This window comes from Streptomyces sp. NPDC051555 (genome assembly GCF_044454405.1).
Lineage (GTDB): Bacteria > Actinomycetota > Actinomycetes > Streptomycetales > Streptomycetaceae > Streptomyces.
Genome location: NZ_JBITDP010000004.1, coordinates 399,198 through 422,809, shown reverse-complemented (window position 1 = coordinate 422,809; position 23,612 = coordinate 399,198). Strand labels below are relative to the sequence as shown.

Annotated in this window: 28 protein-coding genes; 12 read left to right on the top strand and 16 right to left on the bottom strand. The window is 72.1% G+C overall.

Annotation, left to right across the window (positions count from 1 at the left end):
* Positions 1-6: 6 nt before the first annotated feature.
* From ACIBEA_RS13075 to ACIBEA_RS13065, 3 genes are all read right to left on the bottom strand, one after another.
* Positions 7-198, bottom strand: coding sequence for a hypothetical protein (locus tag ACIBEA_RS13075; RefSeq protein ID WP_399260076.1), 192 nt, complete (start codon positions 196-198; stop codon positions 7-9).
* A gap of 127 nt (positions 199-325) precedes the next feature.
* Positions 326-787 (bottom strand): molybdenum cofactor biosynthesis protein MoaE, encoded by a 462-nt coding sequence (locus tag ACIBEA_RS13070; protein ID WP_399260074.1) that lies wholly within the window; start codon positions 785-787, stop codon positions 326-328.
* 385 nt (positions 788-1,172) lie between these two features.
* A complete protein-coding gene (locus tag ACIBEA_RS13065; protein ID WP_399260072.1) occupies positions 1,173-2,327 on the bottom strand; it encodes an SDR family oxidoreductase in 1,155 nt (384 codons plus the stop codon).
* Positions 2,328-2,519: 192 nt separating this feature from the next.
* Between ACIBEA_RS13065 and ACIBEA_RS13060 the strand changes: the two genes are divergently transcribed.
* Together ACIBEA_RS13060 and ACIBEA_RS13055 are read left to right on the top strand one after the other, a co-directional pair.
* Entirely contained in the window at positions 2,520-3,926 is a 1,407-nt protein-coding gene (locus ACIBEA_RS13060; RefSeq protein ID WP_399260070.1) for a zinc-dependent metalloprotease, read from the top strand.
* Positions 3,923-4,456, top strand: a complete 534-nt coding sequence (locus tag ACIBEA_RS13055) for an NUDIX hydrolase (protein WP_399260068.1) — start codon at positions 3,923-3,925, stop codon at positions 4,454-4,456. Before ACIBEA_RS13060 ends, ACIBEA_RS13055 begins: the two co-directional genes overlap by 4 nt.
* A gap of 109 nt (positions 4,457-4,565) precedes the next feature.
* On the opposite strand, the gene ACIBEA_RS13050 is transcribed toward ACIBEA_RS13055, so the two are convergent.
* The 4 genes from ACIBEA_RS13050 to ACIBEA_RS13035 form a co-directional block, all read right to left on the bottom strand.
* Complete coding sequence (locus ACIBEA_RS13050; RefSeq protein ID WP_399260066.1) at positions 4,566-5,321, bottom strand: AIM24 family protein; 756 nt, start codon at positions 5,319-5,321, stop codon at positions 4,566-4,568.
* Positions 5,322-5,338: 17 nt separating this feature from the next.
* On the bottom strand, positions 5,339-6,019 hold the full coding sequence (locus ACIBEA_RS13045; RefSeq protein ID WP_351043374.1) for an AIM24 family protein: 681 nt from the start codon (positions 6,017-6,019) through the stop codon (positions 5,339-5,341).
* Positions 6,020-6,048: 29 nt separating this feature from the next.
* Complete coding sequence (locus ACIBEA_RS13040) at positions 6,049-7,755, bottom strand: TerD family protein (RefSeq protein WP_399260064.1); 1,707 nt, start codon at positions 7,753-7,755, stop codon at positions 6,049-6,051.
* A gap of 160 nt (positions 7,756-7,915) precedes the next feature.
* On the bottom strand, positions 7,916-8,512 hold the full coding sequence (locus tag ACIBEA_RS13035; protein ID WP_399260062.1) for a M48 family metallopeptidase: 597 nt from the start codon (positions 8,510-8,512) through the stop codon (positions 7,916-7,918).
* Between the two features lie 207 nt (positions 8,513-8,719).
* Between ACIBEA_RS13035 and ACIBEA_RS13030 the strand changes: the two genes are divergently transcribed.
* Positions 8,720-9,853, top strand: a complete 1,134-nt coding sequence (locus ACIBEA_RS13030) for a ThiF family adenylyltransferase (RefSeq protein WP_399260060.1) — start codon at positions 8,720-8,722, stop codon at positions 9,851-9,853.
* 41 nt (positions 9,854-9,894) lie between these two features.
* On the top strand, positions 9,895-11,223 hold the full coding sequence (locus ACIBEA_RS13025; protein WP_399260058.1) for an ABC1 kinase family protein: 1,329 nt from the start codon (positions 9,895-9,897) through the stop codon (positions 11,221-11,223).
* Positions 11,224-11,244: 21 nt separating this feature from the next.
* On the opposite strand, the gene ACIBEA_RS13020 is transcribed toward ACIBEA_RS13025, so the two are convergent.
* The 5 genes from ACIBEA_RS13020 to ACIBEA_RS13000 form a co-directional block, all read right to left on the bottom strand.
* Positions 11,245-11,451, bottom strand: a complete 207-nt coding sequence (locus tag ACIBEA_RS13020; protein WP_399260056.1) for a hypothetical protein — start codon at positions 11,449-11,451, stop codon at positions 11,245-11,247.
* Positions 11,452-11,563: 112 nt separating this feature from the next.
* Positions 11,564-11,893 (bottom strand): hypothetical protein, encoded by a 330-nt coding sequence (locus ACIBEA_RS13015; protein ID WP_399260054.1) that lies wholly within the window; start codon positions 11,891-11,893, stop codon positions 11,564-11,566.
* Positions 11,890-12,261 (bottom strand): WhiB family transcriptional regulator, encoded by a 372-nt coding sequence (locus ACIBEA_RS13010; protein WP_330332501.1) that lies wholly within the window; start codon positions 12,259-12,261, stop codon positions 11,890-11,892. Before ACIBEA_RS13010 ends, ACIBEA_RS13015 begins: the two co-directional genes overlap by 4 nt.
* Positions 12,262-12,443: 182 nt before the next feature.
* Entirely contained in the window at positions 12,444-12,776 is a 333-nt protein-coding gene (locus ACIBEA_RS13005) for a hypothetical protein (RefSeq protein ID WP_399260052.1), read from the bottom strand.
* A gap of 167 nt (positions 12,777-12,943) precedes the next feature.
* Positions 12,944-15,112: an ATP-dependent DNA helicase UvrD2 gene (locus ACIBEA_RS13000; protein ID WP_399260050.1), complete on the bottom strand. Its 2,169-nt coding sequence runs from the start codon at positions 15,110-15,112 to the stop codon at positions 12,944-12,946.
* Between the two features lie 173 nt (positions 15,113-15,285).
* Here ACIBEA_RS13000 and ACIBEA_RS12995 point away from each other — a divergent pair, with 173 nt between their 5' ends.
* The 8 genes from ACIBEA_RS12995 to ACIBEA_RS12960 all read left to right on the top strand — a co-directional run bounded on the left by ACIBEA_RS12995 (position 15,286) and on the right by ACIBEA_RS12960 (position 18,633).
* Positions 15,286-15,546 (top strand): mycoredoxin, encoded by a 261-nt coding sequence (locus ACIBEA_RS12995; RefSeq protein ID WP_399260048.1) that lies wholly within the window; start codon positions 15,286-15,288, stop codon positions 15,544-15,546.
* 216 nt (positions 15,547-15,762) lie between these two features.
* Positions 15,763-15,969 (top strand): hypothetical protein, encoded by a 207-nt coding sequence (locus tag ACIBEA_RS12990; protein WP_399260046.1) that lies wholly within the window; start codon positions 15,763-15,765, stop codon positions 15,967-15,969.
* The gene (locus tag ACIBEA_RS12985) at positions 15,953-16,450 is read left to right on the top strand and encodes a DUF6879 family protein (protein WP_399260044.1); all 498 of its coding nucleotides are present in this window, start codon (positions 15,953-15,955) and stop codon (positions 16,448-16,450) included. The genes ACIBEA_RS12990 and ACIBEA_RS12985 overlap by 17 nt, the downstream gene beginning before the upstream one ends.
* On the top strand, positions 16,447-17,277 hold the full coding sequence (locus ACIBEA_RS12980; RefSeq protein WP_399260042.1) for a helix-turn-helix domain-containing protein: 831 nt from the start codon (positions 16,447-16,449) through the stop codon (positions 17,275-17,277). The genes ACIBEA_RS12985 and ACIBEA_RS12980 overlap by 4 nt, the downstream gene beginning before the upstream one ends.
* Positions 17,278-17,367: 90 nt before the next feature.
* Entirely contained in the window at positions 17,368-17,580 is a 213-nt protein-coding gene (locus ACIBEA_RS12975; protein WP_399260040.1) for a hypothetical protein, read from the top strand.
* A 5-nt stretch (positions 17,581-17,585) separates the two neighbouring features.
* Positions 17,586-17,804 carry a hypothetical protein gene (locus tag ACIBEA_RS12970; protein ID WP_399260038.1) on the top strand — a complete coding sequence of 73 codons (219 nt, stop codon included), beginning with the start codon at positions 17,586-17,588 and terminating at the stop codon, positions 17,802-17,804.
* Positions 17,805-17,853: 49 nt separating this feature from the next.
* A complete protein-coding gene (locus ACIBEA_RS12965) occupies positions 17,854-18,078 on the top strand; it encodes a DUF397 domain-containing protein (protein ID WP_399260036.1) in 225 nt (74 codons plus the stop codon).
* Between the two features lie 81 nt (positions 18,079-18,159).
* On the top strand, positions 18,160-18,633 hold the full coding sequence (locus ACIBEA_RS12960; protein WP_399260034.1) for a hypothetical protein: 474 nt from the start codon (positions 18,160-18,162) through the stop codon (positions 18,631-18,633).
* 110 nt (positions 18,634-18,743) lie between these two features.
* Here ACIBEA_RS12960 and ACIBEA_RS12955 read toward each other — a convergent pair whose 3' ends face one another.
* The 4 genes from ACIBEA_RS12955 to ACIBEA_RS12940 all read right to left on the bottom strand — a co-directional run.
* Positions 18,744-20,090, bottom strand: a complete 1,347-nt coding sequence (locus tag ACIBEA_RS12955) for an MFS transporter (protein ID WP_399260032.1) — start codon at positions 20,088-20,090, stop codon at positions 18,744-18,746.
* A gap of 128 nt (positions 20,091-20,218) precedes the next feature.
* The gene (gene nudC / locus ACIBEA_RS12950) at positions 20,219-21,190 is read right to left on the bottom strand and encodes an NAD(+) diphosphatase (RefSeq protein ID WP_399260030.1); all 972 of its coding nucleotides are present in this window, start codon (positions 21,188-21,190) and stop codon (positions 20,219-20,221) included.
* A gap of 46 nt (positions 21,191-21,236) precedes the next feature.
* Positions 21,237-22,661, bottom strand: a complete 1,425-nt coding sequence (locus tag ACIBEA_RS12945; RefSeq protein ID WP_399260028.1) for a dipeptidase — start codon at positions 22,659-22,661, stop codon at positions 21,237-21,239.
* 10 nt (positions 22,662-22,671) lie between these two features.
* Positions 22,672-23,612: PD-(D/E)XK nuclease family protein (locus tag ACIBEA_RS12940; RefSeq protein ID WP_399260026.1), on the bottom strand; the 941-nt coding region annotated here is incomplete at its 5' end.

The window sequence follows — 23,612 nt, the reverse complement described above, 5'->3', positions numbered from 1 at the left end:
GACGCGTCAGAGGGCGTCGGAACCGGAATGCGCCTTGGCCTTGTCGGCCTGGCCTGTACCCATGACCTCGCGGAATCGTGCGTAGCCGGCGAGTTCGGATATGTCGCCGGAAGTGCGGTCGCGGGCCGCCCAGCTTCCCCATATCGCTGCGCCGATGGCGGCGAAAAGCGGAATCAGCAACCACGCCAAAGAACCCATGTGCGTGCTCCCTACCCCGAGAACGAACCGTTTGTTGATCCAACGCTCGTGCCCGGGGCGGGGTTACGCAAATCGAGGGCGTGTTGCGCGTCCGTTCGGGTGCGGACGCGGGGGTGCGGGGCGCGCCTCAGCAGGCGCCGACCCACTCCTCGGTGCCGTCCGAGAAGGTCTGGTGCTTCCAGATCGGCACCTCGTGCTTGAGGTCGTCGATCAGCATCCGGCAGGCCTCGAAGGCCTCGCCCCTGTGCGGGCACGACACGGCGACCACCACGGCGAGGTCGCCGACCCCGAGGTCACCGACGCGGTGGACGGCGGCCAGGGCGCGGACCGGGTACTTGGCCACGACGCGCTCGGCGACGCGGCGCATCTCGGCTTCGGCCGTCGGGTGGCAGGAGTAGCCGAGGGCGTCGACGTCCGCCCCGCCGTCGTGGTCGCGCACGGTGCCGACGAAGAGCGCGGTGCCTCCCGTCGCGTCGTCGCCGACGGCCCGGAAGACCTCGTCGAGCGAGAGCGGGGTGTCGCGGATCGCGAGCAGTCGGATCGGGTCCGGGGCGGCCTGCTCGCCGGGGTGGTCGAAGTGCGGAGCCATGCACTCATCGTGCACCACGGTTCTCACATCGCGGAATAGCCGATTCGACCGGTCGCACACCCCCCGTGTATGGAGCCTCCTACAGAACCCGGGCCCGAACGCCTCGAACGCCGCCGGGGCTGGAGGCAGCCGAATCAAGCCCGCCCGGCGCTTGAGGGCCCGCCGGAGGCTGATCAAGCCCGCCCGGCGATCGAGGGCCCGCCGGAGGCAGCGCCGGCCGAGCACGGCGGGGAGCCAGGCGCCGACCGTCGGCGAACCGTCCGTGGGGCCTCCGGCGGCGCCTCAAACTCCCCCAGCTACCGCTGGGAGGTGCCCCCGGGCGAGGCTGAAACGGGCCGGAAGTCGGCCGCCTGAAGCCCGCCCGGCGATTGAGGGCAGGGGCCGGTCAGAGGCCTCGGCGGCGGCGGGCGGCGCGGACCACGGCGGCCGCGCCCAGCAGCGCCACCGTCGCTCCCGCGGCCCCCGCGGCCGTCGCGTCCTTGCGGCCGAGCCGCCGCCCGGCGACCGTGTGCCGGCCGGCGACCTCCTGGAGCAGCTCGGCCAGCACCTCCTCGTTGGTCCAGCGCGGCCGCCACCCCGCCGCGTGCAGCCGACTGACGCTGACCACCCACGGGTGCATCGTGTACGCGAGGTCACCGGCCGGCGACGGCGTGAGCCCGATCCGGTGCAGCCGCGCCGCGGCGCCGAGCGCGACGGCGGACGGCAGCTCCATCCGGCGGATCCCGCTCAGCTCCTCGACCTCCTCCTGCTCCAGCCAGCCCTCGCAACCGACGGCCAGCTCGCCCTCCACCTTCTCCAGCGCCGCGTACTCCAGGGCGCTGACCAGGTCCTCGACGTGGCAGAACTGCCAGGTCGGCCGGGACCCGGCGACCACCAGCAGGCGCGGCGACTCGAAGTAGCGGGTCAGGGCCGTGTCCGTACCCCCGACCAGCACGGCCGGGCGCACCACCGTGACATTGAGCCCCGGGTGCGCGCGCGGGGCCCGACGGCCGAGGCGTTCGATCTCCAGCAGGTCGCCGACGCCGGTGGCCTCGGCGGTGGCCCGCAGCTCGGAGTCCTCGGTGAGCGGGATGTCGTTGTCCGGCAGGGCGCCGTAGACCATCGCGGAGGTGCAGAGCACGACCCGGTGCACCCCGGCCGCCGCGGCGGCCGTGAGCACGGTCTGGGTCCCGCGCACGTTGTACGCGGTGCGGGCCGCCGGGTCGGTCTCCAGGTCGAGGTCGAGCGCGAGGTGGACGACCACGTCGGCGCCGCGCAGCTTCTCGGCGATCGCGGGGTCCCGTACGTCCAGGACGTGCCACTGCGCGCTCGCGCAGTCACCGCGCCGCTCGTCGATCGCGATGACCTGCTTGACCTCGTCGGAGGCCGCGAGCCGGGCGACCAGGGCAGCGCCGACCCCCGCCGCGGCGCCGGTCACGGCGACGACGGGGCCCCGCGACGACGGGTTTCGCGACTGGCGAACGCTCTCGGGGCGCTCGTCGTGGTCAGGGTGGTTCTCGTCGCCGTGCGGCTCTCGAACCTGCGGATCTGGGGAACTCACCGGGCGTCTCCAGCGGTTGTCTTCAGTAGGTGAGCGTCATGACGCTCACCTACCAGGTGATGTCCATCCTGCCGCAGCCCAGGAGTCGGCGGAGCACCGAGCCCGGATGCGGCTGTGGTGTCTACGCTGGGTGGTGTTGTCGGACCATTGCCCGTCGGCTCCCGCCGACGGCCCTACGAGCCGAGGAAACCCGTGAGCGACACCCCATTCGGATTCGGCCTTCCGCCGGAGGAGCCGGACAACGGCGACGAGGGCAAGAAGAAGGGCGATCAGGGCGGTCAGGGCGGCCCGGCGAATCCGTTCGGGTTCCCCGGGGCCGGACTGCCGGGCGCCGGCGGCCCCGGTGGCGCGGACAATCCGTTCGCCGCGATGTTCGGTTCGATGAACCCGAACGACCTGGGCGCGGCCTTCCAGCAGCTGGGCCAGATGCTCAGCTACGAGGGCGGTCCCGTGAACTGGGACATGGCCAAGGACATCGCCCGCCAGACCGTCGCGCAGGGCACCGCGGACGGCGTGAAGGACGCGAGCATCGGCCCGGCCGAGAAGTCGGCGGTCGAGGAGGCCGTGCGGCTGGCGGACCTCTGGCTGGACTCCGTCACGTCCCTGCCGTCGGGCGCCGGTACGGCCGTGGCCTGGAGCCGCGCCGAGTGGGTCGAGGCGACCCTGCCGGTGTGGAAGGAACTGGTCGACCCGGTCGCCGAGCGGGTGGGCGCGGCCATGGGCGACGTCCTGCCCGAGGAGATGCAGGCCATGGCGGGCCCGCTGCTCGGCATGATGCGCTCCATGGGCGGCGCGATGTTCGGCCAGCAGATCGGCCAGGCCGTGGGCACGCTCGCGGGCGAGGTCGTCGGCTCCACCGACATCGGGCTGCCGCTGGGCCCGGCGGGCCGGGCGGCCCTGCTGCCGCTGAACGTGGCGGCGTTCGGCAAGGACCTGGGCGTCCCCTCGGACGAGGTGCGCCTCTACCTGGCCCTGCGCGAGGACGCCCACCAGCGGCTCTTCGCCCACGTGCCGTGGCTGCGCTCGCACCTGTTCGGCGCCGTCGAGGGATACGCGCGCGGCATCAAGGTCGACACCTCGAAGCTGGAGGACGTGGTCGGCCAGCTCGACCCGTCGAATCCGGAGCAGCTGCAGGAAGCACTCCAGGGCGGCATGTTCCAGCCCCAGGACACCCCCGAGCAGAAGGCGGCCCTGGCCCGTCTGGAGACCGCGCTCGCGCTGGTCGAGGGCTGGGTGGACGCCGTGGTGCACGAGGCCGCCAAGCCCCGTCTGACCTCGGCCGACGCGCTGCGCGAGACGCTGCGCAGGCGCCGTGCCTCGGGCGGTCCGGCCGAGCAGACCTTCGCGACCCTGATCGGTCTGGAGCTGCGTCCGCGCCGGCTGCGGGACGCCTCGCGGCTGTGGGCCTCGCTCACCGACGCGCGCGGCGTGGACGGCCGCGACGGGCTGTGGGAGCACCCGGACATGCTGCCGACGGCCTCCGACCTGGACGACCCGGACGGTTTCGTGCACCGCGAGCAGCTGGACTTCTCGGAGCTCGACAAGATGCTCGGCGAGGCCGCCGAGAAGCGCGAGCAGGACGGTGACGACACCAAGTGAGTCTGTACGACGACGCGGTCCGCGTCCTGAAGGAGTACGACGGCCAGGGCGAGCAGGCCGGGCTCCGCGAGGTGTACCTGGAGCACCTGGCCGCCCACCCGGACGGGATGTGGAAGCCGTGCGAGGCCGGGCACGTCACCGCCAGCGCGCTGGTGATCGACCCCGTGCGCGGCCGCGTGCTGCTGACGCTGCACAAGAAGCTCGGCATGTGGTTGCAGATGGGCGGGCACTGCGAGAGCGATGACCGCACGGTCGTGGACGCCGCGCTGCGCGAGGCCCGCGAGGAGTCCGGGATCGAGACCGGGCTGACGCTGCTGCCCGGGGGTCCGGTGCGGCTGGACCGGCACCCCATTCCGGCGCCCTGCAACTGGCACCTGGACGTGCAGTACGCCGCGCTGGCCCCGGCCGGCGCGGAGGCGGCGATCAGCGACGAGTCCCTGGACCTGCGCTGGTTCGCCTACGACGAGGTGGCCGCCGTCGCGGACGACTCGGTGGTCAGGCTGCTGGAGGCGACCCGGGCGCGGCTCTGACGCCCGGCGGCCCGGTGCGCGGGGGCGGACCCGGATCCTGAAGGGTCCGGGTCCGCCCCCGCGGCGTTGCCGTCGGGCGTCGCGCGTCGCACGGGCGTAGTGCCGGGCGTCAGTTCCAGGCGTTGTTCTGGTTCTGCGCCTGGGCGCCCTGCTGGCCCATGCCGTACTGCGCGGCGAGGCCCTGGCCGAGCTGCGCGTTCTGCGGCGGGAGCAGCTCGCTGGGCTGCACCAGCGCGAAGCCCTGGCCGAGGAAGCTGAGCTCCCAGCCCTCGCCGGTGTTCCCGCGGCGCCGCCACACGCCGGTGGAGTGCGTCTGCGCCTGCATCTGCACGCGCAGCGAGGTGGACCAGGCGACGATGGCGTCCGCGTCGACGTTGACGTACTTGTCGGGCGTGATCTGGAGCATCAGCGGCTGCCCCGAGGTCATCAGGGCGACCTTGCCGCGGCCGGTGATGTTCAGCTGGTACTTCCCCGAGCCGGAGATGCCGTACTGGCTGTCGACCGCGATCGCCTCGGCGTGCAGGGTGGAGTCGAGGGCGAGGACGTAACTGCTGTCCACGGTCAGACCGTCCTGGTCGACGTCCACCACGTGCACGTCCTGGGCGAGGTTGGCGAAGTACACCGTCCCCTGCCCCGAGCAGCGCATGAGGTCGAGGCCCTCACCGGTGCGGGCGCGGGCGTTGCGCTGATTGGTGCTCTGGTACTCGCCGTCGAAGTCGATCAGGCCCTGGTAGGCGACCATCGATCCCTTGCGGGCGAGGACGTCGTCCTGGCCGGTGAGGGAGACCCGCAGCATCTGCGGGTTCTGGACGACGTACCGCTCCTGGGACTGCGCCTCGGAGTGGCCGAAAAGTGCACTTTGCATGATGTGTCCGCTCCCCCTCAGCCCCGGGCCCGGAGCCGGTCGGTGCTGTCCTCGCTCGGCTGTACGACGACGATGCCCTGGCCGGAGAAGGCCATCTGGAAGGCCTCCCCGCTGCCGCGGCCGATCATCGACGAGGCCTTGAAGCTGCGCTTGCCCTTGACCTTGAGGTTCGGCGACCAGGCGACGAGCGCGTCCGGGTCGACGTACGTCTCGTCCTCGCCACGGCCGCAGTCGACCACGATCGGCGTGCCGCGTGAGGTCAGGGCGACCCAGCCGGTGCCGGAGACCTGGACGTTGAACAGCCCCTGGCCCGCGAACTTCGCCAGCCCCTTGACCCGCTCGACGCCCCAGGTGAGATGGGCGTCGAAGGCGAGCAGGTTGGTGCCGTTGACGGAGAGGGCGTCGTTGTTGAGGTTGATGACGACGACGTCCGCGCCGTAGTCGGCGAGGTAGAGCAGGCCGTCGCCGGTGCACTTCATCAGCGGTGCGCCCTCGCCCGTCAGCCACTGCGAGGCCATCTGGCGCACGGCGGGCGGGTTGGGCTCGTACTGCACGAAGCCCTCGTAGGCGACCATCGAGCCGGTGCGCGCGAAGAGGTCGTGGCCGCTCTGCATGGCGACCTTGAGCATGGCGCGTCCGTGGTTCTCCATGCGGGCCGCGACGGGGGTCGGGGCGTAGCCGGCGAGCTGCGGGTTCATGGCGTTCATTGCGTTCATGGCGGGCTCCCTCAGACCTCGTAGGGCTGGACGATGATGAAGTTTCCGGGGGCTCCCCGGAACTGGAGGTTCACGGTCTCCCCGCTGTGCCCGGGGTAGGCGTTGCGGCGCAGCCGGACCTGGCTGGAAATGACCACCTGGGCGCCCGCGGACCACGCGACGATCGCATTGCTGTCGGCGAAGGTCGTCGGGGTGACCGGCAGGACCACGGGGGTGCCGTGCGTCTTGACGATGACCGTGCCGGAGCCCTGGAACTGCATGGTGAACAGGGCGCCGCCCGGAATGCCGTGGCCCTCGATGCGGCGCACCTCGTGCTGGAGCGACTCGTCGAAGGCGAGCACGCTCTCGGCGGAGACGCAGATCCCGTCGCCCTGGAGCTCGATGGCGTGCAGGTGGGTGCCGTTCTCGGCGAGGAAGACCTGGCCGCGGCCGGTGCAGCGCATGAGCTGCATCTCCTGGCCGGTGGCGTTGCCGACGATGCGGCCGGCGAAGCCCGCGCCCTTGTAGCTGAAGTCCACCTTGCCCTGGTACAGCACCATGCTGCCCTGGCGGGCGAGGACGGGCTGGCCGCCGATGCCCAGGTCGACGCGCATGAGCTGGTGGTTCTGCGCGGTCCAGCGGGCGCCGGTGGGGGCCTCCTTGTAGAGCTGGAGGGCGGAGGTGAGGCCGGGGGCGGCGGGGGTCTGCGCTGCCATGCCGGGCTGCTGACCGTACGGGGCCCCGGGCGCGCCGGGCGGCGGGTAGCCGCCGGGGGCCTGGCCGGGGACCTGGTGTCCGTACGAGGGCTGCGGCGGTTGGCCGTAGGGACCGGCCGGGGCGGGCGGCGGCGGGTAGCCGCCTGGAGTCTGGCCCGGTACCTGGCGCCCGTACGACGGGCTCGGCGGCGGCTGCGGCGGGTGCACGGGCTGGCCGTACGGCCCGGGGGCCGCCGGGGCCGGTGCGAGCGGGCCCACCATCGTGGGCGCGGCGTGCATCGCGGGGGCGGGCTGCGGCGGCGCGGCGTACGGCGCGGGGGCCGGGGGCGGCGTGTGCTGCGGCGGCTGGGCCTGCTGCGGCGGCTGCTGGTACTGCGGCTGCTGCGGCGGCGCGGCCTGCGCGGGGGCCCCGGGCGGGGCGGCGAAGGCCGGGGGCGCGAAGGAGGGCGCGGCGCCCTGCTGCGGGGCCTGCTGCTGCGGGGCAGGGGCCTCCTCCTCGGCGACCTCGCCGCCGAAGTTCTTCAGCAGCGCTTCCAGGCCGCCGTCGAAGCCCTGGCCGACGGCGGCGAAGCGCCACGCGTCCTTGAAGTAGAAGTCGCCCAGCATCACGGCGCGCTCGGTGCTGAACTCCGCGCCGGTGAAGGAGTAGCGGACCACTTCCTCGCCGCCCGCGACGACCCGGATGTAACCCGGACCGATCTGGGACATCTGGCCGGCGCCGTCGATCGTCGCCGTGAAGGAGAGCTTGCGGATGCCCGCCGGGATGCGGTCCAGGGTCACCCGGAAGGATTCGCTGTCACCGGACTGCCGGCCGAGGAGCTGGACGGACTCCTCGGGCGACTTGGGCTGGTTGAAGAAGATGAAGTAGCGGTCGTCCGACAGCCGCTCTTCCGCGTCGAGGCCGAAGCAGCTGATGTCGAAGGTCAGCCCCGGCCCGGCGATCTGCACACCCACGTACAGATCGGTGCCCGCGGTGAGATCACTGATCTTGGCCTTGTGGCCGCGCTGGAATTCCCTGGCCATACGTAACGACCGTCCCCCATCCCGACGATGAATGCGTGCCCGTCAGGCTAACGGCTCCCGCCGACATCGAACCAAGCCGGTACCGACCCGGTACACATCACGGACGGGTCACGTCGCGGGGCACGGCGGCGCGGGCACGCGGGGGCACGGCGGCGCGTGCTCATTCCTCGCGCGCGGCCGGGACCTTGGGCAGGCGCTCCGCCGCGACCACGCCTTCGAGGTAGCCGCGCGCCCGCTCCGTACGGGGGTACGCCTCCAGGAGCTGCCAGAAGCTCGGGCCGTGCCCGGGGACCAGCAGGTGGGCCAACTCGTGCAGCAGGACGTAGTCCAGCACGTACTCCGGCATGCCCTGGAGGCGGTGGGACAGCCGGATGCTGGCCTCGGCGGGGGTGCAGGAGCCCCAGCGGGTGTTCTGGTTGGTGACCCAGCGGACCGAGCCGGGGCGCGCGCGGCCGCCGAAGTACTGCTCGGACAGACGCGCGGCGCGCTCGGTGAGCTCCGCGTCCCCCAGGGTCCGCTTGCTCTCCTGCGCGGCGAGCTTGTCGAGCATCACGCCCACCCAGCGCTGCTCCTCCGCCTCGGACATCCGGGCAGGGATGAGCACGACCGTCCGATCACCCTCGCGGTAGGCGGAGACGGTCCTTCGGCGGCGCGCACTCCGGCGGACTTCGACGGCGCGGTGCGGTGGATCGGCGGACACGGCACGACCGTACCGGGTGGCCAGGGCCGAAGTCCCGCCCCGCGGCGGTTCGAACATGATCGATTCGCGGTTCGCTCCTTTCGGCGCCCCCGGACGCCCCCGGGCGGTCGGCTCATATGCCGAATCGGGTCCGCCTGTGGATAACTTTCCGCGCCGCGGACGGGGTGCGGTCATGCTGCGAGAGCGGCGTCGGGGCCGCTCGGTGGACGAAGGCCGAAAGGTGAAGGCCGAGGGTGAAGGCCGAAAGGCGAAGGGGGAAGGGCGATGTATCCGAAGGTGAAGCCCGCGCTGGCGCGGGCCTGGCGGGACCTGCAGACCGTGCAGTTCGGGGTGACGCCCGCGCACGCGGTGGTGTTCGGGCCGGTGGACACGGCGACGGGGACCCTGATCGAACGGCTCGACGGGACCCGCGGCATGGACCTGCTGCGCAAGGAGGGGGCCGCGCTGGGGTTACCGGGCGGGCAGGTGGACGAGCTGGTGCGACGGCTCGCGGCGGCCGGGGTGCTCGATGACGCCACGGCGGGCGGGCCGCGGGCCCAGTCGTTGCTGCGGCGCCCGGAGGTGCTGGAGCGGCTGGGGCCCGACCGGGGTTCGCTGTCCTTGGTGCGCCGGGAGCCCGGCGGTGATCTGCGGGGGATCGCGGCGCGCCGGACCGTGCGGGTGCAGGTGCGGGGCAGCGGTCGGGTGGGCGCGCTGATCGCGGCGGTGCTGGCGGGGGCCGGGGTGGGCCGGGTCGAGGTGCTGGACGGCGGCCGGGTGGAGCCGGGGGACGTGGCGCCCGGCGGGCTCGGGCCGGAGAGCGTGGGCCGGCTGCGGGCGGAGGCGGTGGGGGCGCTGGTGCGGGCGTCGGCTCCCGGGCGGGCGCCGCGGGCCCAGGAGTGGGAGGGGCCCGAGCCGGGGCTCGCCCTGGTGGTGGTCGCGCCCCGGGACGGGCTCCAGGCGTGGGCCCCGGATCCGGACACCGCTGCGGATTGGGTGGCCGCGGGGATCCCGCATCTGTATGCCGGGGTGCTGGAGGGTACCGGGCTGGTGGGGCCGCTGGTGCTGCCGGGGACGACGGGGTGCGCGGGGTGCATGGAGCGGGCACGGGTGGCGCGGGACCAGGGCTGGGCGCGGATGCTGGTGCAGTGGCGCGGGGCCCACCGGCGCCGCGGCTCGGTCGCCTGTGACCTGGGGTTGGCCACCGCGGTGGCGGGGTTGGCGGCGGCCCATGCACTGGCCTTCCTGGACGGGGAGTTGCCCGCGTCGACGGGGGCCCGCTGGGAGGCCGCGCTGCCCGGGCTGCACTGGGAGCGGGCCCGGGTGCGCGCTCATCCGGAGTGCGCGTGCGGGGCGGCGGGGTCCAGGGAGGGGGACTCCTCCGTCGCCCGAGAGGGACAGGACACAATGGCCGGGTAGGCGCCGCGTGCGGCGCGGCTGTCTGGGAACTGGAGGGGCGCATGTCTGATCTTCCCCGGAAGGCGGTCACTCGTACCGTCAAGCTGGCCGCGCTGCCGCTCGGCATAGCGGGCCGGGCCACCTGGGGGTTGGGGAAGCGGATCGGGGGCAAGTCGGCGGAGATCGTCGCGCGCGAACTGCAACAGCGCACCGCCGAACAGCTCTTCCGCACCCTGGGTGAGCTGAAGGGCGGTGCGATGAAGTTCGGGCAGGCCATGTCGGTCTTCGAAGCGGCGCTGCCCGAGGAGGTCGCCGGGCCCTACCGGGCCGCGCTGACCAAGCTCCAGGAAGCCGCCCCGCCGCTGCCCGCCGCGCGGGTGCACCAGGTGCTGGCGGAGCGGCTCGGCGAGGACTGGCGGGATCTGTTCTCGGAGTTCGAGGACAAGCCCGCGGCGGCCGCGTCCATCGGTCAGGTCCACCGGGCCGTGTGGCACGACGGGCGACAGGTCGCCGTCAAGGTGCAGTACCCGGGGGCCGGGGAGGCGCTGCTGTCGGACCTCAAGCAGCTCGGCCGGTTCGCGGGACTGTTGGGACCGCTGATCCCGGGCATGGAGATCAAGCCGCTGATCACCGAGTTGCGCGACCGGGTGTCGGAGGAGCTGGACTACGAGTTGGAGGCGGAGGCCCAGCGGATCCACGCGGAGGCCTTCGAGGGCGATCCCGATGTGGTCGTGCCGGATGTCGTGCACCAGAGCGACCAGGTGCTGGTGACCGAGTGGATCGAGGGGACGCCGCTGTCGGAGATCATCGCCGACGGCACCCAGGAGGAGCGCGACCGTGCCGGGCAGCTGCTGGCCCGGTTTCTCTTCTCCGGTCCCGCGCGCACCGGGCTGCTGCACGCCGATCCGCATCCGGGCAACTTCCGGCTGATGGCGGGCCCGGACGGTCGACTCCGGCTGGGAGTACTGGACTTCGGTACGGTCGACCGCCTCCCGGGCGGGCTGCCCAAGCCGGTGGGCCGTTCCTTGCGGATGACCCTGGACGACGACGCCGAGGGGGTCTACGGGCACCTGCGCGCCGAGGGCTTCGTGAAGGAGTCCATCGAGCTGGACCCGGACGCGGTGCTGGACTACCTCCGCCCGATCATCGAACCGGCGAAGGTCGACGAGTTCACCTTCACCCGGGCGTGGATGCGCAGCCAGGCGGCCCGGATCGCCGACCCGCGCTCCCCCGCGCACCAGTTGGGCCGGCAGATCAACCTCCCGCCGTCCTACCTGCTGATCCACCGCGTGACGCTGAGCACGATCGGGGTGCTGTGCCAGTTGGGTGCGACGGTGCGACTGCGGGAGGAACTGGAGGCCTGGCTCCCGGGGTTCCTGCCGGAGTCCTGATCCGCCGCGCCGCGTCCCGGCTCACCACCAGGAGGAGTCGAGCCTGCCCTCGATCGCGCGCAGGTTGGCCCGGGCGCAGTCGTGGCAGAAGTACTGTCTGCTGCCGTTCTCGACGGAGCAGGTCCAGGTGGGCGGTGCGCCCTCGGGGCAGCGCGCGCCGCAGCGCGCGCAGGTGACGGGAGGGGCCTCGGGTCCCTGGGGCGCGGGGCGGGGAGTCGGCTGGTCCACCTCCCGACGATACCGCCGCCCGGTGCGCGGCGTTCCGCAACGCACCGGGGGACCACTCCGAACGGAGCGGCCCCCCGGGGGTCTGCTGGTGTCACTCCAGGCGGGGCCTGGGTCAGTTCATGACGGCCATGGCCAGTGCACGACGGGCGCGCAGCGAAACGCGCTCGGCTCGCCGCTGCATGCGGCGGGCGGCGACCACGCGCAGGGCACGGCGTTCGCCGTCCGCCTCACGCATACGGTCGGCCATATGGGCACGGGCCAGGGCTTCTGGAATGAGTTGCATCTCGCGGGTCCTGTTCTGACGCGAGGTGATCGCGCCCATGGTGATGAAGTCTTCGGTGGCGGAGCCGGACGGCTGCTCGCTCGTGTTCTGCGGGGTCATGAGGGCCTGCTTCAGGGGATCGCGCGTCAGGGGGCGGTCGATGGTTCCGGTGAAGTTCATGCCGCAACAACCGGGTTCTTGCGCGGACGACCACGCGGACGCTTGCGGGCGACGACGACGCCCTGGACGAAGAGCTCGCCACCCCAGACGCCCCAGGGCTCGCGGCGCTCGACCGCACCGGCGAGGCAGGCCTCGACCAGCGGGCACGTGCGGCAGAGCGACTTGGCGTACTCGACATCGGCCGGGGACTCGGCGAAGAAGACCTCCGGGTCGTAGGTGCGGCAGGCGACGGGTACGCCGAGGTTCTCGATGGCGTCGTCGAGCGCGGTGAGCGCGGTGAGGGGAGTCAAGGTGGAGTCCTCCGGGACTGCGGGCGGGGAGATCGTCTGGGTCTGCGGTACGGACGGGGCGTGCGCTTCGAGTTGCACGGTGGGTTTTTCCTCGTCTGGTTCGTCACGTCGTTCCGGCCGGTCGGCCGGGTTCGGCTGGTACCTGTTCTTGCCAGTCCCGTGGCCCCTTCGCGTTGTCGTCCCCGGTCGGGGACAAACAAAAGGGCCGCGGATCCCGGGTGGGGTTCCGCGGCCCTGAAGGCGCCGGCCTGATCATGCGATCAGGCTGGATCACTCCAGGGTTCGAGCCCGCGGAAGGCCCACATCAGGTGGTGCTGCGTCGTCTGCTTCGTCTGGTTTCCGGCACCGGCTGCCGCCGCGAAGCCGCCATAGGCATGCGCCTTGGCCTGGCCAGCTGCTACTGCCACCGGTGCCTGGAACGGTCGTTCATTGCGCTCGCTCACCCGGCGGGTGACCAGGGCGACGGGGCTGACCGCGGAAATGGCGGACAGACCGGTGCCCAGGACGGAGGGCGCAGAGGTAGCGAGAAGCAGGCAGGAGGAAGCGGCAACCGAGCGATCGGTCAGTTTGGTGGTGGTCATCAAGCTGGTCACTGGTCTCGCCTCCTCTCGGCGTCTCGGGGAGTCGGCCCGAGGGCCTGTCCCATGCGTATTCGGATAAGTACAGCACGAATCCGGGGCTTCGGAGAAGCCACCGTTTCCGTTGCTAAGAACCTATGGGGCTGCACAGGGCATGTGCAAACTATTTTTCCGACGAGTTTCTACGCGTCGTCCCCGGCACCGCTCCCGGGCTCCTCACCTGCGCAGATGGCCAGTACGTCCGCCCCGAACCGGTCGAGCTTGCGTCCACCCACACCCGAGATCATCGACAGCTCCCCCGCCTCGGACGGCGCGGCCTCCGCGATCGCCATCAGGGTCTTGTCGGTGAAGACGCAGTAGGCGGGCTGGCCCAGCTCCTTCGCCTGGCCCGCGCGCCAGTCCCGCAGCCGCTCGTAGAGGCCCTCGTCCATGTCGGACGGGCAGTCCTCGCACCGCATCAGCTTCAGCTCGCCCGCCTCGGTCAGGGTCTTGCCGCAGACCCGGCACAGCGCGGGCCCGCGCCGGACCCGCTTGCGGGCCCCGCGCTCGGCGATCGCCACCGCCGAGCGGCTCCCCGCGGCCGTGGAGCCCGGTCGCAGCCCGTTCAGGAAGCGGCTGGGCCTGCGGGCCGCCCGACCACCCGGAGCCCGCGACAGGGACCAGGAGAGCGTCAGGTGCACCCTCGCCCGGGTGACGCCGACGTAGAGCAGCCGGCGCTCCTCCTCGACCTGCTCGTCGGTCTTGGCGTAGGTGATCGGCATCATGCCGTCGGTGAGGCCGACGAGGAAGACCGCGTCCCACTCGAGGCCCTTGGCCGCGTGCAACGAGGCGAGGGTGACGCCCTGGACGGTCGGGGCGTGCTGGGCGGCCATCCGCTCCTCCAGCTCGACCGCGAGGTCGGCCAGGGTGGCCCGGGGTCTGCTGCGGGCGAAGTCCTCCGCGAGCCGGACCAGCGCGGCCAGCGATTCCCACTGGTCGCGCACGGCCCCGGACCCGGCCGGCGGCTCGGTGGTCCAGCCGTTGGAGCTGAGCACGGCCCGGACCTGGGAGGCCAGCCCGACGACCTCGTCGACCAGCGGGTCGTTCCCCCCGGAGCGCGCGGCGCCCCTGAGGGTGAGCATGGCCTTCTTGACCTCGGGGCGCTCGAAGAACCGCTCCGCGCCGCGCAGCTGGTAGGGCACGCCGGCATCGGCGAGGGCCTGCTCGTACACCTCGGACTGGGCGTTGATGCGGTACAGCACGGCGATCTCGCCCGCGGGGACGCCCGCGGCGATCAGGTCCCGGATCCGGCCGGCGACCCCCTCCGCCTCGGCGGGCTCGTCGGGGTACTCGGCGTACGCCGGGTCGGGGCCCGCCTCGCGCTGGGAGACCAGCTCCAGGCGGTGCTCGGCGGCCCGGCCGCTGGCCTGGCCGAGCAGCCCGTTGGCGAGGTGGACCACCTGCGGGGTGGAGCGGTAGTCGCGGACCAGCTTGACCACGGTGGCCTGCGGGTACCGGGTGCGGAAGCCGAGCAGGTGGTCCGGGGTGGCGCCGGTGAAGGAGTAGATCGTCTGGCTGGCGTCGCCGACGACGCACAGGCTGTCCCGGTCGCCGAGCCACAGCTCCAGCAGGCGCTGCTGGAGGGGGCTGACGTCCTGGTACTCGTCGACGACGAAGTGCTGGTACTGGGTGCGGATCTGTTCGGCGATGTCGTGACGGTCCTGGAGGATGCCGACGGTGAGCAGCAGCACGTCCTCGAAGTCGATCATCGACCGGTCGCGCTTGAGCTGCTCGTAGGTGCCGTAGATCTGGGCGATCTCGGCCATGTCCCGGGGGGCCTCGCGCCCCGCCTTGAGGGCGGCCGCCGGGTAGTCGGCGGGAACGGTCTGGGTGACCTTGGCCCACTCGATCTCGCCGGTGACATCGCGCAGCTCATTGCGGTCGAGGCGGATCCGGCAGCGCGCACCGGCCTCGGCCACCAACTGGATCTTGCGCTCGACCAGGCGCGGGACGTCGCCGCCGATCGCCTTGGGCCAGAAGTACTGGAGCTGGCGCAGCGCGGCGGAGTGGAAGGTCCGCGCCTGGACACCGCCGGCGCCCAGGGTGCGCAGCCGCCCGCGCATCTCGCCCGCGGCGCGGTTGGTGAAGGTGACCGCCAGCACGCTCGCCGGCATCAGCTGGCCGGAACGCACCCCGTAGGCGATGCGGTGGGTGATGGCCCGCGTCTTGCCCGTGCCGGCGCCCGCCAGCACGCACACGGGCCCCTGCAGGGTCGTGGCGACCTCGCGCTGCTCCGGGTCCAGGCCCAGGAGCACCGCGTCGGCCGATTCGGCGGCGGCCGGGAAGGATGAGGAGTGCGTTGCTGCTGTCACCCCGCCATGCTGCCAGGTCCGGTGGGTCGGGCGAGAAACCTGTCCACAGGCGGTCCGAACCGGTCATACGAATGCAGCGTCGACCCCCGCCCCGGGGTCCCGGGAATGGGCGGGCCGCTTCGTACGTTCGACTACTCGGACGTATCCAGACCCCCCAGAGGAGAGCTCCCGCCATGCAGGACAAGGGTTCCGTGACGATGTACAGCACCACGTGGTGCGGCTACTGCCGCCGGCTGAAGAGCCAGCTGGACCGGGAAGGCATCGCCTACACCGAGATCAACATCGAGCAGGACCCCGAGTCGGCCGCTTTCGTCGAGCAGGCCAACGGTGGCAACCAGACCGTTCCCACGGTTCTGGTTCTTTCCTCCACTGGTAGCGAGTCGGTCATGACGAACCCGTCGCTTGCCCAGGTCAAGCAGGCACTGGCCGTCTGACCCGATCCCCCTCCATACCTACAGACTGGCCCCCGGCCCGGAAGCTGCCACGCAGCGACCTAGACGGGGGCCTTCTGCTGTCCGCCCCGGGACTGTCGGGCACAGGTTTATGCGAAGACGTGCATAGTCGCGTTCGCGCATAGACGGCCTCGCCCGTCGCTCCGTACGGTCATGGTCATCAGGCCCAGCGGGGGCCTGGCACCGAGGGGGCTCCACATGGCACGTCAGGAACTGACCCGGCTCACAGGCAACGGAAACGGCGAGTGTGGACAGGGGGACTGCCCGAACGTCTACCAGACCGCGTCCGGCTCGTTCATCGTCCAGGGCGACGTATCCGAAGCCTTCACCCCGCCCACCGGCGAGGGACTCGTAGAGATCCCCGAAGCAGTGCTCAGGGAGGCGTTCCGTGCTCTTGGATGGTGAAGACTGGGCATCCAAGTTCAAGACCTTCCAGACGGAAGCCTGGCGGCTTGAGACACTGCCGCAGTACCTCGTACCGCAGGAAGCGGAGGAGTTCGCAGCCTTCACGGCGGGGGCCCGGTTCCCCGGCCCGTACGAGGACTCGTGGACGGAGATGGTGCGGACCCGCGCCGTCGGGCGTGTGCACGTCCTCACTCAGCCGCTGAGTGACTACCTGCGGTTCGAGTTCGAGCGGTACTACCAGCACCAGGCCCCGGCCGGAGAAGACATCCGCATCCTCGACGTGACCGACCGGCCGAACCCGCTGCCGGACATCGGAGACTTCTGGATGTTCGACCGCTCCACCGTCGTCCTCATGCACTACGAGGCGGACGGCAAGCAGATCAGCCGCGAACTGTACGAGGGTGACCCCGCCCCGTTCATCGAGTACCAGCGCATCGCCGTAGCCGCGTCTGTGCCGTTCCTGGAGTACGTCAGTACGTGAGTGTCGAACCAGAGGAGCTTGGCCAGTCAGGCGAGGAACTGGCGGCCCTGCTGAAAGCGGTACGCAAGCGGTCCGGGCTCTCAGGGGCTCGGGCCGCTGCCCGCTGCAACATGTCTCAGTCCAAGGTCAGCCGGATCGAGAACGGCAAGGTCCGCCCGTCCCTCGTGGACGTAGAGCAACTCCTGAGGGCCTGCGATGCGGCCCCCGCTCTGGTCACACAGGTCATGACCCTGGCACGTCTCGCGAATACGGAGTGGCAGGGCGCCCGGGGCATGCGCCGCAGGGGCCTCGACAAGAAGCAACTGGAGCTGGCCGGCCTCGAAGCATCGTCGGCCGAGTTCCGGTTCTTCCTGCTGTCGATGATCACGGGCCTGCTCTCGACACCGGAGTACATCCGGGCGAGCCTCGCCCACATCTCCGGTGATCACTCGAAGACCATCGCCAGGAAGCTGGAACGGCAACAGGTCCTGTACGACCGCTCGAAGCGGTTCACGTTCATACTCACTGAGCAGGCAGTCCGGTGGCCCCTCGTCGGCCCGGACGCGCTCGCGGTGCAGATCGACCACCTGGCCTCGCTCACGCACCTGCCGAACGTACGGCTCGGGATCATCCCGCTGACCGTCCCCACCGGGCCCGCACCGCTGAACACCTTCACGGTCTACGACGACCGCATCGCCACCGTCGAGCTGTCCACGGGGGTCATGGTCTTCCGAGACCCCCGGGACGTGGTGAGCCACCTGGAAGAGTTCGCCCACCTTGAAGACCGGGCCATCTTCGGAAGCGACGCACGGGCCTTCCTGGCAGCGTGCGCGACCGCCCTCCGATGATCTTTAGTCCATGACGCGCATGATCGCGCTACGCCCCTGCTAAGCGGTGAAGGATTGCCCCGCAGCGACGGCGACCGCGAGGGGTGCGACATGGCAAAGGCGAAGCAGGATCAGGTTCCGGAGTTCGACCGGGACGAGTGGGAGTACCTGACCTACGCCCCTGGGCGCACGTGCTCCGCCTGTTCCCGGACGGTGAAGCCGCTCGAACCCGTCCGCAGGGGAACTGTCGATCGCACCTCGGGTGCCCCCGCCGTCGTCTACCGGCACAACAAGTGCCCCAGCGCTCAGGCGGTGGCTGCCTGATGGAGATGCAGACCTGGCGAGACGCCTGGGGCCGGGCCGATGACGCCGCTGAGTCCATACGCGCCACCCTCGCGGCCCTCGATATCCCGGAAGCCGCATGGTCCGGCATACGGCCCACGGTCACCTACAACGGCTTCCCGTACGTGCATCTGGGGATGCTCCCGGCCGACGTGGTGGAGCAGATAGCCGAGGCCATGAGGGTCACGGAGACTTCCGCCCACTGAGGGCGGGAGACGGCCTCACAGGGCCGTCAGATGATCAGGAAGGGCAACGATGACCGACCTGTACGCGCTCGACATCAACACGGCCGCCTCCTCGAAGGCGTGCGGCGGCAACACCCACCCGGACGGCGAGGCGTGCGTGACCCTCGCCAAGATCGGCCCGGACGCGTGGGCCCTGGGTGACAGCAAGCGGCCGGAGGCGGAGCCGCTGCGCTTCACCACGGCGGAACTGGACGCGGCGGGCATCGACCCCGCGCGCTTCACGCTCTCCGCCTGAACCCTGAGCACCACCTGAACTGACGGCCCTGCCCTCACGCCGACGGGTGGGGCCGTCGTCATCTCTCGGAACGGAGCACCGGTGCACCACCACGGCTACGCATGGCTCGGGGAGAAGCAGGACTTCGACAAGGAAGGCGTTCGTCGTCCCCCGGGGGAGCCTCCGACCGTCGGGAGCCTGCAGGAGGTCATCGACCGGTACCGGCAGGCTGTCGCAGAGTTCCCCGTGAGTGGCATGCCGCCGATCCAGACGGCGCACTGGCTGATGAAGCCGCCCTCCACGGTCCGGGGAACGTGGGAGGAGCCGAAGGAGTCCGGCGAATGGCTGGGCCTGCAACTAGCAGAGTTCGCACCCCGGTTCGCCATCGAAGCAGAGCGCGACGTGACCCGGCTCGTGGTCCTGGTGAGGAACGCTGTAGAGCGGCTGACGTGGGGCGGTGACGTGTCACTGGGCCACTACCTCAGCGGCACCGTGTTTCACTCCGTGGCCGTGGTGACCTGCTCCCCGAACCGCGCCGAACCAGGGTTGCCGTGTCCAGTTTCCAGAACGAGTTGAGAACCGCACTCGCGAAAGACGCCAGGTCAACGCCTCCGCCGGCTCGACCGCGGAAGCTCCAACTCGAAACAGGGGAAGGCCCCAAGCTCCATGGGCCCTTCTGCGTGTGGTCAGGCGGCCGGGGCGCGGTCGGCGGCGGTGTCGGGGGTCGTGTCGGCGGCGACGGCGGTGTCGGCAGCGGCGGCGGCCTCACGGTCGGCCCGGCGGCGGAGCGCGTCCTCGTCGGTGCGGGCGTCGTACGTGAACAGCTTGGGGAGCAGCGCGGACAGGACGGCCACCGAGGCCACGCAGGCCACGCCGCCGGTCCAGAACGCGGAGCGGGTGCCGGTCCAGCCTGCCATCGTGCCCGCCCGGACCTGGCCGAGCTGCGGGCCGACGCTGTAGGAGAGGACCTCGATGCCGGCGAGGCGGCCGCGCAGTTCCTCGGGGATGGTCTGGTTCCAGATCGTGGCGCGGCCGAGGCCGCTGAGCATGTCTCCCGCGCCCGCCACGGCCAGGCAGGCCAGCACCACCCAGATGCTGCCGGTCCAGCCCGCCGCCGCGACGGCCAGGCCCCACACGGTCGCCCCGCCGATCACCAGGAGGCCGTGCCGGTGGACGCGCGAGGTCCAGCCGCTCGTGAGGCCCAGCAGGAGGGAGCCGACCGCGCCCGCCCCGTACATCAGGCCCAGGGCCCACACCGCGTCCAGCTCGTCCGCGAGGAAGGGGAAGATCGTGTTGGGGAAGGCGAGGAACATCGCCGCGAGGTCCACCGCGTACGTGCCGAGCAGCACCGGCCTGCTCCACGCGTACCGGGCGCCTTCGGCTATCGAGCGCAGCGAGGGCCGCTCGCCGCCGCGGACGGGCGGCGCGGGTGCCAGCCGGGTGCACAGCACCACGGAGGCGACGAAACCGATCACCGTGACCGCGTAGGCCGAGGCGTACCCGGCCCACGCCACGACCAGGCCCGCCAGGGACGGTGCGGCGATGGCGCCGATGTTGTAGCGCAGCGAGTTCAGGGCGGCCGCGGCCGTCATCTGGTCGTGCGGGACGATCCGGGCCATCAGGGAGTCGAGGGCGGGCCGCTGGAGGCCCGCGAGACCGGAGACGCCTGCGGCGACCACGTACAGCGGCCACAGGAGAGGCTCCGGGAGCACCGCGTTGACCAGCAGGATCAAGGCCAGGACGCCGAGACCCGCCTCGGTCAGCAGGATCAGCCGCCGCCGGTCCACCGCGTCCGCGAGTGCCCCGCCGTAGAGGCCGCAGACCACCATCGGTACGAGCTCCACCGCGCCCATCGCGCCCACCGCCAGCGGTGAGTCCGTGAGGTGCTTGATCTGGAGCGGCAGGGCGATCATCGCCATGAAGGAACCGAAGAAGGTGACCGTGCCCTGCCAGAAGAGCAGCCGGAAGTCACGGCTGGAACGCCAGGGCGTCAGATCAGGCAGGAGTGCGGCGAGGCGTCGGGGAGTACTCACGACGGACCATCATCCGCAGGCCGACAGAAGTCGACAAATGATTTGTTTCCGGCCACCCGGCCGCCCGTACCCGGTCCCCGTGCGGGGGGCGGGTACGGGCGTCAGGTACGGGCGGCCGGGTACGGGCGTCAGGCGGTGGGCCTGGGGAGGGGGGCGCCGTACCAGAGTTCGACCAGGCGGGCCGCGATGGAGATGCCCGCCGGGGGGAGCACCTCGCCGGCCTCGATCGCGCGCCGCAGGTCCTCGCGGGAGAACCAGCGGGCCTCCTCGATCTCCTCGCCGTCCACGGTGATCTCCGAGGAGATCGCGCGGGCGTTGAAGCCGAGCATCAGGCTGTACGGGAAGGGCCAGGGCTGGCTGGCGACGTACTCGACCGCGCCGATCCGGACGCCCGCCTCCTCCCACACCTCGCGGATCACCGACTGCTCGATGGCTTCGCCCGGCTCCACGAAGCCCGCCAGGGTCGAGAAGCGCCCCTCCGGCCAGTGCACCTGGCGGCCGAGGAGCGCGCGGTCCTGGTCGTCGGTGACCAGCATGATCACGGCCGGGTCGGTGCGCGGGTAGTGCTCCGCGCCGCAGCCCGGGCAGCGCCGGATGTGGCCCGCGGCCGCGACCACCGTGCGCTCGCCGCAGCGGGAGCAGAAACGGTGCATGCGCTGCCAGTTCTCCAGGGCCACAGCGTGCACCATCAGCCCGGCGTCCCGCGGCGGGAGCAGCAGGCCCGCCTCGCGCAGGCCGGCCGGGCGGGCCGACTGGTCCATCCGGCCGGGCAGCGAGTCCTTCTGGAGCGCGAAGTACCGCACGCCGTCCTCGCCGGTGCCGAGGAAGTAGCGGTGGGTCTCGGTGGCCGGGGCCTCGAAGGCCGGGGTCATGACGATCTCCGTGCCCCCGTCCGGGGTGTCGTCGATCAGCACCTGGCCGCCGGAGACCACGAAGACGCGGGTCGTCGGGTGGCTCCAGGCCGCGGCCAGCCAGGCCTCGTCGAGACGGTGGTGCGCGGCGCGGTCGATGCCGCTGGGCGCGGTCAGCGAGACGGGCCGGTCGGCGGCCGGGCCGTCAACGGCGGCGTGCTCGGTCGAGATGCTCACTAGTACTTCCAACTCCCCCGGAGTGGTGGGACGGGTACGGGCGCGGGTGCGGGCGCGATCAGCCGGCGGTGGGCGCGGACGCGGACGCGGGCTTCCAGTTCTCGGCGAGGTCGGACCACAGGTACGCGGTCGTTTCGACGCCCTTGAGCAGCAGGTCCAGCTCGACCTTCTCGTTCGGCGAGTGCCAGCCGTCGGAGGGTACGGAGATCCCGAGGAAGAGCACGGGGGCGCCCAGCACGTCCTGGAGGTCCGCCGCGGGACCCGAGCCGCCCTCGCGGGTGAAGCGGATCTTCTCCCCGAAGGCGCGCCCCATGGCCCGTACGACCGACCGCAGCGCCGGGTGGTCCAGCGGGGTCAGGCAGGGCCGGGTGGGGGCGCCCCAGACGATGGAGTGGCGGATCCCATCGGGCACCCGGGCCGCGACCCAGTCCGTCACGGCCTTCTGGACCTCGTACGGGTCCTGGCCGGAGACCAGCCGGAACGACAGCTTCAGCTGGGCGGAGGCGGGGACGATGGTCTTCCCTCCGGGCCCCTGGTAGCCGCCGCCGATGCCGTTGACCTCGGCCGTCGGGCGGGCCCAGACCCGCTCCAGGGTGGAGTAGCCGGCCTCCCCCGAGGCCGCGTGGGACTTGGCGGTGCGCAGCCACTCGGCCTCGTCGAAGGGCAGCTCGGCGATCAGCGCGCGCTCGGCGTCCGTCAGGACGGCGATGTTGTCGTAGAACCCGGGGACGGTGACCCGCTCGTCGGCGTCGTGCAGCGCCGCGACGAGGCGGGCGGCCACGGTCGCCGGGTTGGGCACGGCGCCGCCGAAGGCACCGGAGTGGATGTCCTGGTCCGGCCCGTCCAGCTCGATCTCGCAGTCGGCGATGCCGCGCATGCCGGTGCAGACGGTCGGGGTGTTCTCGGACCACATGCCGGTGTCGGAGACGATCACGACGTCGGCGGCGAGGCGGGCGGCCTCGGCCTCGACGAGGGCGCGGAAGTTCGTGGAGCCGGACTCCTCCTCGCCCTCGATCAGCAGCTTGAGGTGCACGGCGGGGGCGGCGGCGCCGGTCGCGGCCAGGTGCGCCCGTACGCCGAGGGTGTGGAAGAAGACCTGGCCCTTGTCGTCGGCCGCGCCCCGCCCGTACATCCGGTTGTCCTTGACCACCGGCTCGAACGGCTCGGTGTGCCAGCCGTCGGCGAGCGCGGCGGGCTGTACGTCGTGGTGGCCGTAGACCAGGACGACGGGCGCGTCCGGGTCCTCGCTCGGCCACTCGGCGAAGACGGCCGGGGCGCCGGGGGTGGGCCAGATCTCGGTGACCGGGAAGCCGGTCGCGGCCAGCGCCGAGGCGAGCCACCGCGCGCTGCGCTCCACATCGTCCGCGTGCTCGGGCTGGGCCGAGACGGAGGGGATGCGCAGCCACTCGGCGAGGTCGTCGAGGAAGGCGGCGCGGTGCGTGTCGATGTAGGCGCGGACGGCGCTGTCCGGGGTCTGGCTCATACCCACGAGCCTAACCGTCCGCCTGTGGGGCGCCGTCCGTGTCCGTTTCGCCTTGGAGGATCCGCTCAAGGCGGGCCCTGGTCGGCAGGTTCGCGGGCCGTATCACCCGGCCGCTGCGGACGTGCAGGAAGGCGACGGTGATCCGGTCGAGCGGGGTTCCGGTCGCTTCCGACCAGGCCAGGCGGTAGACGGCGAGCTGGAGCGGATCGGCTTCGGCGGACCGGCCGGTCTTCCAGTCGACGATCTCGAAGCTGCCGTCGTCATTGCGGTAGACCGCGTCGATCCGGCCCCGGACGACCCGGCCCGCGAGGGTGAACTGGACGGGCACCTCCATCCGGTACGGGGTGCGCTCGGCGTACGGGCTGCGCTCGAAGGCGGCCTTCAGGGCGTCCAGGTCGCGCTCGTCGGCCACCTCCTGGTCGGAGCCGGGCAGCTCGGTGACCGGGTCCAGTACGTCGAGGAGCGGCAGCGGCAGGTCGTCGAACCGGGACTCGACCCAGGCGTGGAAGCGGGTGCCCTGGCGGGCGGCGGGCTGCGGGGGCTTGGGCAGCGGGCGGGCGAGGTCGCGGACGAAGCCCTCCTCGTCGGCGGCCAGGCGCAGGAGCTGGCTCGCGGAGAGGGTGGCGGGCAGTTGGACGTCGCGGACGGCGGCGCGGGAGCGGCGCAGTTCGCCCTCCAGGGCGTCCAGGTCGCGGTCCCAGGAGGCGAGGGTTCGGGTCTCCTCCGGAGTGGGGCGGGGGCCCTGCGGGGCCTCGCGTTCCGGGGCGGGGGCGGGTGTCGGCGTGGGTGCGGCTCGGGGGCCCTGCGGGGCCTCTCGTTCCGGGGCGGGGGGCGTGGGTGCGGCTCGGGGGCCCTGCGGGGCTGGGGGGGGGGGGGGGGGGGCGCCCCCCCCCCCCCCCCCCCCGGCGCCCCCGCGGCCCCCGGGGGGGCCGCCCGGGCGGGGGCGCCGCC

What these genes read in the sequence shown, in the direction of transcription:
- ACIBEA_RS12995 (WP_399260048.1), top strand. Translation starts at nt 15,286, where the DNA reads ATGCAGGACAAGGGTTCCGTGACGATGTACAGCACCACGTGGTGCGGC.
- ACIBEA_RS13025 (WP_399260058.1), top strand. Translation starts at nt 9,895, where the DNA reads ATGTCTGATCTTCCCCGGAAGGCGGTCACTCGTACCGTCAAGCTGGCC.
- ACIBEA_RS12945 (WP_399260028.1), bottom strand. Translation starts at nt 22,661, where the DNA reads ATGAGCCAGACCCCGGACAGCGCCGTCCGCGCCTACATCGACACGCAC.
- ACIBEA_RS13040 (WP_399260064.1), bottom strand. Translation starts at nt 7,755, where the DNA reads ATGGCCAGGGAATTCCAGCGCGGCCACAAGGCCAAGATCAGTGATCTC.
- ACIBEA_RS13050 (WP_399260066.1), bottom strand. Translation starts at nt 5,321, where the DNA reads ATGCAAAGTGCACTTTTCGGCCACTCCGAGGCGCAGTCCCAGGAGCGG.
- ACIBEA_RS13035 (WP_399260062.1), bottom strand. Translation starts at nt 8,512, where the DNA reads ATGTTCGAACCGCCGCGGGGCGGGACTTCGGCCCTGGCCACCCGGTAC.
- ACIBEA_RS13030 (WP_399260060.1), top strand. Translation starts at nt 8,720, where the DNA reads ATGTATCCGAAGGTGAAGCCCGCGCTGGCGCGGGCCTGGCGGGACCTG.
- ACIBEA_RS12965 (WP_399260036.1), top strand. Translation starts at nt 17,854, where the DNA reads ATGACCGACCTGTACGCGCTCGACATCAACACGGCCGCCTCCTCGAAG.
- ACIBEA_RS13045 (WP_351043374.1), bottom strand. Translation starts at nt 6,019, where the DNA reads ATGAACCCGCAGCTCGCCGGCTACGCCCCGACCCCCGTCGCGGCCCGC.
- ACIBEA_RS12975 (WP_399260040.1), top strand. Translation starts at nt 17,368, where the DNA reads ATGGCAAAGGCGAAGCAGGATCAGGTTCCGGAGTTCGACCGGGACGAG.
- ACIBEA_RS12990 (WP_399260046.1), top strand. Translation starts at nt 15,763, where the DNA reads ATGGCACGTCAGGAACTGACCCGGCTCACAGGCAACGGAAACGGCGAG.
- ACIBEA_RS13075 (WP_399260076.1), bottom strand. Translation starts at nt 198, where the DNA reads ATGGGTTCTTTGGCGTGGTTGCTGATTCCGCTTTTCGCCGCCATCGGC.
- ACIBEA_RS12970 (WP_399260038.1), top strand. Translation starts at nt 17,586, where the DNA reads ATGCAGACCTGGCGAGACGCCTGGGGCCGGGCCGATGACGCCGCTGAG.
- ACIBEA_RS13070 (WP_399260074.1), bottom strand. Translation starts at nt 787, where the DNA reads ATGGCTCCGCACTTCGACCACCCCGGCGAGCAGGCCGCCCCGGACCCG.
- ACIBEA_RS13015 (WP_399260054.1), bottom strand. Translation starts at nt 11,893, where the DNA reads ATGAACTTCACCGGAACCATCGACCGCCCCCTGACGCGCGATCCCCTG.